Source organism: Winogradskyella sp. (genome assembly GCF_028289625.1).
In the GTDB taxonomy this organism is placed as follows: Bacteria; Bacteroidota; Bacteroidia; order Flavobacteriales; family Flavobacteriaceae; genus Winogradskyella.
In genome coordinates, this window is sequence record NZ_JANQOM010000051.1 from 1 (window position 1) to 11957 (window position 11957).

At 36.5% G+C, this 11957-nt stretch carries 10 protein-coding genes and 1 pseudogene; 6 read left to right on the forward strand and 5 right to left on the reverse strand.

Annotation, left to right across the window (positions count from 1 at the left end):
• Both Q0992_RS10505 and Q0992_RS10510 read right to left on the reverse strand, forming a co-directional pair.
• Positions 1 to 525: ABC transporter permease (locus Q0992_RS10505; RefSeq protein WP_299523598.1), on the reverse strand; the 525-nt coding region annotated here is incomplete at its 3' end.
• Positions 526 to 608: 83 nt separating this feature from the next.
• Positions 609 to 1862, reverse strand: coding sequence for an ABC transporter permease (locus Q0992_RS10510; RefSeq protein WP_299523601.1), 1254 nt, complete (start codon positions 1860 to 1862; stop codon positions 609 to 611).
• A 144-nt stretch (positions 1863 to 2006) separates the two neighbouring features.
• Between Q0992_RS10510 and purH the strand changes: the two genes are divergently transcribed.
• Positions 2007 to 3536: a bifunctional phosphoribosylaminoimidazolecarboxamide formyltransferase/IMP cyclohydrolase gene (purH, locus tag Q0992_RS10515; RefSeq protein WP_299523604.1), complete on the forward strand. Its 1530-nt coding sequence runs from the start codon at positions 2007 to 2009 to the stop codon at positions 3534 to 3536.
• Positions 3537 to 3617: 81 nt separating this feature from the next.
• Here purH and Q0992_RS10520 read toward each other — a convergent pair whose 3' ends face one another.
• Positions 3618 to 5405, reverse strand: a complete 1788-nt coding sequence (locus Q0992_RS10520) for a T9SS type A sorting domain-containing protein (RefSeq protein ID WP_299523607.1) — start codon at positions 5403 to 5405, stop codon at positions 3618 to 3620.
• A 257-nt stretch (positions 5406 to 5662) separates the two neighbouring features.
• Here Q0992_RS10520 and Q0992_RS10525 point away from each other — a divergent pair, with 257 nt between their 5' ends.
• From Q0992_RS10525 to rodA, 5 genes are read left to right on the forward strand one after another with little or no spacing between them, the layout of a single operon-like run.
• Positions 5663 to 6691 (forward strand): rod shape-determining protein, encoded by a 1029-nt coding sequence (locus Q0992_RS10525; protein WP_111682021.1) that lies wholly within the window; start codon positions 5663 to 5665, stop codon positions 6689 to 6691.
• Between the two features lie 10 nt (positions 6692 to 6701).
• On the forward strand, positions 6702 to 7523 hold the full coding sequence (mreC, locus tag Q0992_RS10530; RefSeq protein WP_299523613.1) for a rod shape-determining protein MreC: 822 nt from the start codon (positions 6702 to 6704) through the stop codon (positions 7521 to 7523).
• Complete coding sequence (locus tag Q0992_RS10535) at positions 7516 to 8022, forward strand: rod shape-determining protein MreD (RefSeq protein ID WP_299523616.1); 507 nt, start codon at positions 7516 to 7518, stop codon at positions 8020 to 8022. Before mreC ends, Q0992_RS10535 begins: the two co-directional genes overlap by 8 nt.
• Positions 8019 to 9956: a penicillin-binding protein 2 gene (gene mrdA / locus Q0992_RS10540; protein WP_299523619.1), complete on the forward strand. Its 1938-nt coding sequence runs from the start codon at positions 8019 to 8021 to the stop codon at positions 9954 to 9956. The genes Q0992_RS10535 and mrdA overlap by 4 nt, the downstream gene beginning before the upstream one ends.
• A gap of 7 nt (positions 9957 to 9963) precedes the next feature.
• Positions 9964 to 11244 (forward strand): rod shape-determining protein RodA, encoded by a 1281-nt coding sequence (gene rodA, locus Q0992_RS10545; protein WP_299523622.1) that lies wholly within the window; start codon positions 9964 to 9966, stop codon positions 11242 to 11244.
• 51 nt (positions 11245 to 11295) lie between these two features.
• Here the strand turns inward: rodA and Q0992_RS16875 are convergent, their stop codons facing one another.
• Together Q0992_RS16875 and Q0992_RS10550 are read right to left on the reverse strand one after the other, a co-directional pair.
• A complete protein-coding gene (locus tag Q0992_RS16875) occupies positions 11296 to 11508 on the reverse strand; it encodes a PLDc N-terminal domain-containing protein (RefSeq protein WP_367277957.1) in 213 nt (70 codons plus the stop codon).
• A gap of 84 nt (positions 11509 to 11592) precedes the next feature.
• A pseudogene (locus tag Q0992_RS10550) lies at positions 11593 to 11700 on the reverse strand (hypothetical protein); the annotation flags it as partial.
• Positions 11701 to 11957 lie beyond the last annotated feature (257 nt).

The following is an 11957-nucleotide window of genomic DNA, read 5'->3' on the forward strand; positions in this document are numbered from 1 at the left end:
TCCAAATAATGATTCGGCTATCTCAGAGCCAATGACAACCACTGGCTTACCAGCATTAGATTCTGATTCGTTATAAAATCGACCTTTATCAAACTCCAAATATTGAATATCAGTAAACTCATTAGACACTACAACTGTATTAACACTACTTACTAATTCAGACTCATATCTGATACTTTCGCGTCTCACGAACAATTGAAAGGCCACATGCTCAGCATTCTCTAAACCAGACTTTAGAAATTTGTATTCGTTATAAGAGATTTCATCAAATGTTTCGTATTGCCATCTCGGCACATCCGTTGGACCAAAAGAAATATTAGCCACATACATCGTGTTACTATCTAAAGAACTCAATTGGGATTTTATCTGCTTATCTAAAGAATCTACAGCAGCTAGCACTGCTATTATAGAGAATATACCTATGGTTACTCCCAATAAGGATAAAAAGGTTCGAAGCTTGTTATTTCTTAGTGCGTTAAATGCAAATGAGAAACTCTCTTTAAGTAAGCGTACATATAATAACATAAGGCATAATTAAAAGATTCCTAAAGATAATGGCTTTATACTTTAAATATGGGTATAGAATGCTAAAATATTGTGAAGGTATTTTACATTCCTGTACGTATAGCTTCAACAGGGTCTAATCGCGAAGCAGAAAACGCAGGTATCACACCAGATATTAAACCTATAAATGTTGATAAAGCAAAGCCTAAAAACATATTGCCAAATGATAGTACAAATGTAAAGTCTTCACCAACAACACCATTCATAATCAAAGAGGTAATCCAAACAAAAAACAGCCCTATAAAACCACCTACCACAGCCAAAATTACAGCTTCAAACAAAAATTGAAACATGATAAAACGGTTTTTAGCTCCTAAGGATTTTTGAATTCCAATTAAATTGGTGCGCTCTTTCACACTCACAAACATAATGTTAGCAATACCGAAACCACCGACCAATAATGAAAAACCACTAATCACCCAGCCCACTAGATTTAAGGTGCCGATAATCGCGTCTATGAATGACACCAAACCCGAAAGTTTATTAACAAAAAAATCATCTTCCTCATTGGCTTTAAGACCTCTGTAAGCCCTGAATTTTTGTCTTAGCACACTTTCAAATGCTCCCATGTCAACTCCAGCTTTTGGTTTTATTACCACCGCTCCAGGCAAACCATTAACACCACCATTTCTGAATCGTCGAACAAAATTTGCCGGCACATATCCTTTTCCATCTGGTGAATCTCCTAAAGTTGACCCATATTTTTTAAGTACTCCTACAACCGTCAATTTTCTACCATAAACCCTAACTACTTTCCCTATTGGGTTTGATTCCCCAAACAAGTTTTCTGCCAATTCTGAACCAATGACGATAACAGGTGCACCTGTATCTGACTCTAATTCCGAATAAAATCTCCCTTGTTCTATTTTTAAATCATCGATAACGTAAATGCCATGTGATATAGGTGTAACCTCTACATTAGACACCGTTTCTGCTTGATAGCGTATGGTCTCATTACCGCCAAAAATGACATAGGCGGACTCCTCGATATCAGGTATATTCCGTCTTACAAATTCGTAATCATCGTATTCTGTTTGTGGAAAATTATCGCGTTTCCATCTTGGGACGTCAGTAGGGCCAAATGAGTACTTGGTGAGATACATAGTGTTCTTATCAAGCCCTGAAAGATTTTCTTTTATGTCTCTGTCCAAAGAGTCCACAGCAGCTAAAACTGCTATAATAGAAAAGATACCCACCGTAACACCCAAAAGTGACAAAAACGTTCGTAGCTTATTATTTCTAAGGGCATTTAGTGCAAATGAAAAACTCTCTTTGAATACTCTTAAATAGACAAGCATAAAATGGTTGTTTTAAAACAATTTAAACATAGGACGTTTTTAACAATCTATTGTTACAAAAAAACCTAAAGAAACTGACTTTACGAATGAGATAATCTTATTGATTCTTTTATTTTTGCAGCATCAAAATCAGAACATAATATTATGAGTAACAAAACTATATCCTCGGCACTAATTTCTGTATTTAGTAAAGACGGATTAGAACCAATCGTAAAAAAACTTAACGATCTTAATGTCACTATCTATTCTACTGGTGGAACAGAAAAATTCATCAAAGACCTAGGCATTGACGTAGTTCCTGTTGAGGATATCACTTCTTATCCTTCTATTCTAGGAGGGCGGGTAAAGACTTTACATCCAAAAGTTTTTGGTGGTATTTTAAATCGCCAAAACCATGATGGTGATATGGCAGAACTTGCAGAATTTGAAATTCCCCAAATCGATTTGGTTATAGTTGACCTCTACCCTTTTGAAAAAACGGTCACTTCGGGTGCAAGCCATCAAGATATTATTGAAAAGATTGACATTGGTGGCATTTCTTTAATTAGAGCAGCCGCCAAAAATTACACTGATGTCACTTGTATTTCTTCGGTTGAAGATTATTCTGAATTTTTGGAATTACTCAAATCTAAAAATGGTGAAACGTCTGAAGATGACAGAAAACGATTTGCAGCTAAAGCCTTCAATGTATCATCCCATTACGATACTGCCATTTTTAATTATTTCAATGAAAATCACGAGGAAACAGTATTAAAAATAAGTGAGACTAAAGGTAAGGTATTGCGCTATGGTGAAAATCCACATCAGAAAGGGTTCTTCTTTGGTGATTTTGATGCCATGTTTACCAAATTACATGGTAAAGAATTAAGCTATAATAACTTACTTGACGTTGATGCTGCAGTAAATCTAATTTTAGAATTTAAAGGAGAAGACCCAACATTTGCAATTTTAAAACACAATAATGCTTGTGGTTTTGCACAACGAAAAACCGTTCATCAAGCATACTTAAGTGCCTTATCAGGCGACCCTGTTTCGGCATTTGGTGGTATTTTAATTAGCAATACCGAAATTGACAATGCAACCGCAGAAGAAATTCACAAACTGTTCTGCGAAGTTGTAATTGCACCTTCTTTTACCGATCAGGCTTTAGATATTTTAAAAGGTAAGAAAAATAGAATTCTTTTAATTCTTCACGATGTAGAGCTTCCAGAAACTACCGTAAGAACATGCTTGAATGGTACACTGGTACAAGAACGTGATGCTAAAACTGATGCTTTGGAAGACTTAAAAACCGTCACAAACTCATCACCTACTCAAGAGGAACTTGAAGACTTAATTTTTGCTTCAAAGTTATGCAAACATACAAAGTCTAATACCATAGTATTGGCTAAAAATAAGCAGTTATGTGCTAGCGGTACAGGTCAAACGAGTCGGGTAGATGCCCTTAATCAGGCCATTCACAAGGCAAAATCCTTTTATTTCGATTTAGAAGGTGCAGTGATGGCAAGTGATGCCTTTTTCCCATTTCCTGACTGTGTGGAAATAGCGCATAAAGCCGGTATTACTGCCGTAATTCAACCAGGTGGTTCCATCAAAGATGTATTAAGCATTGATTATTGCAATGAAAAAGATGTAGCTATGGTATTTACGGGAACACGTCACTTTAAACATTAAAGTTTAAACTTTAGAAATAAAAAGAGCATCAAAATTGATGCTCTTTCTTTTTTAACCTAACATTTACGAAACTATCTATGACTAGTTTTTAATCATACGTTTTACAATTCTATTTCCTGAAGCTATATCTGTAATATTCATAAAATAAGTACCATTTTCTAAGTTACTGATATCAATAAATATATCTTCTTCGTTTGTAGCATTGATAGTATAAACCTGTTTACCTAACATATCAATAACTTGTATTTCTATATCTGATATTCTGGTCACATTAAATGAAATATTAACAACGTCTTTTGAAGGATTTGGGAATACTTTAAAATCAAATGCTGTATCAAATTCGTCAATGCTCAAAGCATCGCAATCTGTTCCTGCGAGTCGTGTTATAGAAATTGGATTGGATAAATCGAAACAACCAGATAAATCTGATACGTTGTTGCCCATGGCCAGGCCGGTCAGTCCGTCCTCGTAGCGGATGTACCATACGTCGCAAACACCTGCGAATACTCCCTCCAAATCGAACGGTGGCCCTGGCGGCAAGCCCAAAATCTCGCCCGTGCCCTGGTCCGTAATTACCCAGCCGTTGTTGGCCCCTACTCCAGTACCAACAATCTCCACATTTATCGGATCAGGAATAGCATCATCTGCACATATAGAAGCCTCGGTGCCTCCGCCAACGATCTGGATAGCGGCCGCGTCAGGTGCGTTCCTCGTTATGCTCACAGGGTTAGACAGATCGAAACAGCCCATAAGGTCCGATACGTTGTTGCCCATGGCCAGGCCCGTCAGTCCGTCCTCGTAGCGGATGTACCATACGTCGCAAACACCTGCGAATACTCCCTCCAAATCGAACGGTGGACCTGGCGGCAAGCCCAAGATCTCGCCCGTGCCCTGGTCCGTTATCACCCAGCCGTTGTTGGCGCCTACTCCCATGCCAACAATCTCTACGTCGATAGGGTCGGCTGCACCGTCGTTGGCGCATATCGTGGCCTCGGTGCCCCCTCCAACGATCTGGATGGCGGCCGCGTCAGGTGCGTTCCTCGTTATGCTCACAGGGTTAGACAGATCGAAGCAGCCCATAAGGTCTGATACGTTGTTGCCCATGGCCAGACCGGTCAGTCCGTCCTCGTAGCGGATGTACCATACGTCGCATACACCTGCGAATACTCCCTCCAAATCGAACGGTGGCCCTGGCGGCAAGCCCAAGATCTCGCCCGTGCCCTGATCCGTTATCACCCAGCCGTTGTTGGCCCCTACACCCATGCCAACAATCTCCACGTCGATAGGGTCGGCTGCACCGTCGTTGGCGCATATCGTGGCCTCGGTGCCCCCGCCAACGATCTGGATGGCGGCCGCGTCAGCTTCACATGTTGACCATGCTGCAGCTGAACCACCGTTAACAGTGGTATAAGGACCGTTTCCAGATACAAAATTATTAACATCGTCCCAGCCCCCTGCTGTAACGGCTTGTCCAACTCTAGGCTGGTTAGCAGCTCCCCATTGGACATAAGATACTAATACACTAGGGTCAGAAGACATAAAAGTATTGGTACTAAAAAGACTTAATCCATCTTGTGCTTCTGTAACATTATAGGATAATGTCACCGATTCATCAGCAGATAGCATATAATCACCACTTATTGGAGTTACAGTACCTACCCTAACATAAGTCCCAGGTCCTAAACACAGCCAGTAATCTGTAATATTTACCATTGACGATCCCGTATTGGTAATCGTTAACACATCTGTTGCAGGATTTACACTCGTAAAAGTTGCTCCTTGAGCTGAACTAATGAGGCATCCTGTAAAAAATAATGATAAGGTTATAATTACCTTAATCATTGTCTTGAATTGTAATTTTTGCTTCATTTTTTTAATGCTTTTTTTGATTTCATAAAATTAGTTTCATGAATTTTCAAAAAATGTTAGCCAGCTAACACAATTAAAAAAACTATTTTAAGATATTGAAAAACAACAGAATGCGATTAACACACCATATGCAATCATGATGAATATCTTTCATTTAAACTAGTACTTGAAGTTAATTGAATTAACTAGTGTTTATTTTAAAGGATTTATTAATTTTACGTATTACTTATAACCCAAATTAATTTACAGAATAGCACATGGGATTTTTTGATTTCCTAACTGAAGAAATAGCCATAGATTTAGGAACTGCGAACACCTTAATTATACACAATGACAAAGTTGTTGTAGATAATCCTTCCATTGTAGCAAGAGACCGTATCAGTGGAAAAATCATTGCGGTTGGCAAGGAAGCCAATATGATGCAAGGCAAAACCCACGAAAATATTAAAACCATACGACCATTAAAGGATGGGGTTATTGCGGATTTTGATGCTTCAGAACAAATGATTAGCTTGTTCATAAAAAATATTCCTGCTTTAAAAAAGAAGTTTTTCAATCCTGCTTTGAGAATGGTTGTCTGTATTCCTTCAGGAATTACAGAAGTAGAAATGCGCGCTGTAAAAGAATCTTGTGAGCGTGTTAACGGAAAAGAAGTGTACTTAATCCACGAACCTATGGCAGCTGCTATTGGTATTGGTGTCGACATTATGCAACCAAAAGGAAATATGATTGTGGATATTGGAGGGGGAACTACCGAGATAGCCGTCATTGCATTAGGCGGAATTGTTTGTGATAAGTCTGTTAAAGTTGCTGGTGATGTATTTACAAATGATATTATCTACTACATGCGTACGCAACACAATCTTTATGTTGGTGATAGAACGGCAGAAAAAATTAAGATTCAAATTGGCGCCGCAACTGAAGATTTAGAACTACCACCAGAGGATATGAGTGTTCAGGGTCGAGATTTATTGACCGGAAAACCTAAACAGGTTCAGATTTCTTATCGTGAAATTGCGAAAGCTTTGGACAAATCCATACTTCGTATTGAAGATTCAGTGATGGAGACATTATCCCAAACTCCACCAGAGTTAGCTGCAGACATTTACAATACTGGTATTTATTTAGCAGGTGGCGGATCCATGTTAAGAGGTTTGGATAAGCGTCTATCCCAAAAAACGGACTTACCGGTTTACATCGCTGAAGACCCTTTAAGAGCAGTGGTTAGAGGTACTGGAATTGTTCTTAAAAACTTATCAAAATATAAGAGCGTATTGATAAAATAAAAAGTAAATAATGCAACAAATCATCAATTTTGTTATAAGAAACAAAACCTTTCTGTTGTTTTTATTTCTTTTTAGTATTGCTTTAGCTTTAACCATTCAATCACATTCCTACCACAGAAGTAAGTTTATAAATTCTGCTAATGGTATAACTGGTGGCGTTTATAGTTTTTCAAATTCAGTGGATAAGTATTTTGGCTTAGAAAAGGAGAATGAGCTATTATCAGAAGAAAATAAAAGACTTAGAGAAGCATTATTTAATTTAAATTCTTCAGTAAATAACTCCTTTATTGATACAAGTTATTCTGATCAGACTTACAGAGTTATTACTGCCGAAGTTTATAAAAACAGTTATTCCCTAACTAACAATTACCTTACTATAAATAAAGGCAAAAATGACAGTATTAAACAAGATTTTGGGGTGATTACATCAAAAGGTATTGTTGGTATAATTGACAATACATCTGGCAATTATGCCACGGTACTTTCCATACTGAATAAAAAAAGTAGAATCAATGCTAAGCTAAAGGCTTCTAATCATATAGGTTCGCTTATATGGAATGGGGATTCACCTGAAATTGTTCAACTTATAGATGTTTCCAAGTTTGCACCTGTAAAAGTTGGGGATACAATCGTCACAGGAGGGCAATCTGCGATTTTCCCAAAGGGCATAGGTATCGGAAGCATTGATAGCTTCGAAACAGACATTAGTGGCGATACGTACACCATACAAGTACGACTGTTCAATGACATGACTAATATTGGCACTATTTATATTATTGAACATCAAGACAGAGCGGAAATTATAGACCTTGAAAATAGCAATAATGAATAGTTTTCTCGGCATAAATGGCATTCGATTTGTTGCATTGTTGTTGGTACAAGTTATTATTTGCAGCAATATCAACTTCTTGGGTTATATTAATCCATATATCTATATCATCTTCATTTTTTTGTTTCCGATAAGAGATAATAGAATGGTTTTATTGCTATCTAGTTTTTTATTAGGAATGTTGATTGACATGTTTTTAGATTCTGGTGGTGTACATGCTGCAGCGTCGGTTTTATTGGCTTACGCAAGACCTGTACTTTTAAAGACATCTTTTGGTATGCTATACGAACACCAGAGTATAAAGTTCAACAATACAGAAATAGGCAGTCTTTTCACCTATATTTCTTTTGGCACATTAATACATCATCTTGTCTTGTTCTCTCTAGAGGTTTTTAACATCTCCAGCATACTTTTAATATTAAAAAAGACGTTATTCTCCAGTATTTTTACTATAATTCTTTGTATCCTGATTATAATTTTATTTAGTCGAAACAAAAAATGAGAAAACTTTTACTCTTAACTACTGTTATCCTTGTTGGTTTGGTATTTATAGCACGTTTGTTTTATCTACAGATCTACGGTGGTTATGAATATGATGTTTTTGAAGATAGTGCCATAAAAAAAGAATATACCTATCCAAAACGTGGTTATGTCTATGATAGAAATGGTAAGCTTTTAGTAGCAAATCAGCCATCCTACGATGTTATGGTAATTCCCAGAGAGGTAGAGCCATTAAGTGATGAAGCGTTAGATGAATTCTGTAGATTGCTAAAAATTTCCAAAGAAGATTACAATAAAAAGTTTGAGCGCGCTAAAAATTACTCCCCAAGATTACCTTCTCCATTTGTTTCGCAACTTTCCAAAACGGATTATGCAGTACTTCAGGAAAAAATGTGGAAATATGTTGGGTTTTATATTCAAAAACGTTCGTTACGTTCTTATCAAACTACAATTGGAGCAAATGTTTTGGGTGATATTGGTGAAGTAAATCGCACCATCATAGAAAAACAGCCTTATTACAAATTAGGTGATTTGATTGGGAAACAAGGGGTTGAAAAAACCTATGAAAAAACACTTAGAGGAGTAAAAGGCATAAGATTCATTCAAAAAGATAGATTCAACAAAGACTTAAGCCCTTTTAAGGAAGGGAAATTAGACACCTTACCTGTACCTGGGAAAGACATTACTATAACAATTGACGCCAGGCTTCAAGCCTATGGCGAGTTATTAATGACTAATAAACGTGGTGGTATTGTCGCTATTGAACCTAGTTCTGGAGAAATTTTAGCTATGGTTTCTGGTCCATCATATAATCCCAATTTATTAGTAGGTAGAGATCGCTCAAAAAACTTCAATAAACTCTACAAGGACAGTATTGCAAAACCTTTATTTGATAGAGGTTTACAGGCCATGTATCCACCAGGGTCGCCGTTTAAAACACTCAATGCTTTAATAGCTTTACAAGAAGGTGTTGTTACAACCGAAGAACGTTTTAGTTGTGCTATGGGCTATCGTTATGGTAATAGAAAAATGGGATGTCATGCCCACAGAAGCCCTGCAAATATGAATATTGGCATATATGAATCCTGCAATGCTTACTTTGCTAATGTATACAGACGAATTATGGACAAATATGATTCGCCTGCCGAAGGTATGGACAATTGGAGCAAGCATATAAAAAGTTTTGGTTTGGGGAATTACCTCAACAATGACCTTTCCGTAGGGCAACCGGGAAAAGTACCGACAGCGGCGACTTACGATAGAGGCTATGGCAAAAATAGATGGTATACAACTTTTACCATATCTAATGCCATTGGACAAGGCGAAGTTTTAGCAACGCCTATTCAGTTAGCGAATATGGCTGCAGCTATTGGTAATCGCGGCTATTTTTACACACCACATATTATTAAAGAAATTGAAGGCGAAAAAATCCCTTCAAAATTTACTACACCAAAACATACAACTATTGATAAGCAACATTTTGAGCCCGTGGTACAAGGTATGTTTGATGTTTACAATAAAGGTACTGCAAATATGCTTCGGGTAAAAGATATTGAAATTTGCGGCAAAACCGGAACTGCCGAAAACTTTGCTATAATAGACAGCCTAAAAACTCAGTTAACCGACCACTCTATTTTTGTTGCATTTGCCCCAAAGGATAACCCTAAAATAGCTATAGCTGTGTTTGTGGAGAATGGCTACTTTGGAAGTCGATTTGCAGGAAGAATGGCCAGCCTGATGATTGAGTACTATATGAAAGGTGAAATAACGAGAAAGGACATGGAGAATTTTGTGCTTCGCTATTCTCTTGAACATGAATATCAAAAACCATTCTCAAATGAACCTTTTGGTATCAATCGGCAAACAACCCTTGAAGCTATTGATGAAAAAGCATTCCAGAATCTTTTAAAACAGAAAGCCGAAATACCGAGGTGATAAACTTATGCTCAGAGAAAATCAAAGACGATTTAAATTTGATTGGCTTACAATAATTCTATTTTTATTGTTGGTGGGTTTTGGGTATATCAATATCCTGTCTGCATCCCATGTGGGAGACATTACCAGCTATTTTGACACTTCCCAACTCTATGGAAAACAACTTATTTTTATAGGCCTCACTTTTGTTTTAATTATTCTCATACTATCGTTTGAAGCTAAATTCTACGAAAGGTTTGCTAGTCTTATCTACGTAGTCGCTATTCTATCTTTATTAGGTTTATTTGTTTTTGGGAAAGATGTCAATGGTGCACGTTCGTGGTATGGCATTGGCAGTATGACGATTCAGCCTAGTGAGTTTGCTAAATTTGCAACGGCTTTAGCAGTCGCTAAATATATCAGCGACTTGCAAACCAATATGCAAACCCTAAAAGACCAAATACGCGTTGCAGCTATAATATTTATTCCTGCATTACTTATTTTACTTCAAAATGATGCTGGTAGCACCATGGTATATCTTGCTTTTTTCTTTGTGTTCTACAGAGAGGGTTTACAACAGATTTATCTTGTTGTCGCTTTATCACTAATCATTTTGGCTGTTCTCACCTTAAAGTATGGAATTGTTATATCAGGTATTATTACTGCGCTAGTTTTAGTAACTCGTTATTTTCTTAGAAAGAAAAAAAGGGCTTCTGTACTTCAATATGTATTGGTTTTATTGGTGGCTATTGGCTTTTCTTATGGTGTGAAATTATTTTACCAACATGGTTTAAAAGTTCACCAACAAAACAGAATTACAATATTTCTAAGGTTAGAAAAAGACCCTATTAAACTAGAACAAATGCGAAAAAGAGAGGCTTATAACCTTATTCAATCCGAACAGGCTATTAGCTCTGGTGGTTTAATAGGCAAAGGCTTCTTACAAGGTACAAGAACAACAGGTAAGTTTGTGCCAGAACAAGAAACCGATTATATCTTTAGCACTGTTGGCGAAGAATGGGGATTTGTTGGTAGCAGTTTCGTTGTTATTTTATTTGTACTCCTTATAACTAGGGTGCTCTATCTTGCCGAAGCCCAGAAATCGCAGTTTAGTCGTGTCTATGGTTATGGAGTGGCTTCTATACTATTTGTTCATTTTACCGTTAATATTGGTATGGTCATGGGACTAATCCCTACTGTAGGGATACCACTTCCCTTTTTTAGTTATGGTGGCTCAGGACTTTGGGGTTTTACTATTTTACTTTTCATTTTTATAAAATTAGATAGCAATAAAATAAATGAATGGTAAAAAAAGACCACCTTGGTCAAGGCAGTCTTATTCAACTTTGCAGTTGGGCTATTAATCAATATTGACTATATTATTAGTCTTAAATGTAATTGACATTACATAAAAAAAGACACCAAGCACAGGTAAAAACAACAATAATACTAACCAGACTATTTTACTCTTAAGATTCCTCTGTGACCTAAGCACAACAATACACAGAAGTAGAATAATTAGTATGTAACAACCTATGAAAAAATTTACCAATCTTGAATCTACCAATGTCATGGTGTCTTTAAACTTTTAACTTACATTCCAAGATTTATATCACTAACTCTCTAGGGTTCTTGGAATGTAAGTTTTGAAAACTCTTTACTGTCCTTGTCCTAACGAGTAACCCCTTACTCCATCGAACATATATAAGTTTTCTATTTTAACAGCATCTATGCCATGCTCCATAGCTGCTTGTAATACTTTATAATTTTTCTTTTTAACAGTTCTTTCCCTTGTTTATATCTATATCTCTAATGGACTATGATATATTTTTATCGACAAAACTCTATTAAAATTAAATTTTAATTAAGTAGTACAAATATGACACTGATTTTTTATATATTTTTATATATGTTTTTTATGATATATATAAATAATATTTATAGAAAACGTTTTCGCAGTAAGCCAGTATTGAAGATTTGTTAATCTTAAACAATTTCCATTAAAAAAATTTTAAAGAAATT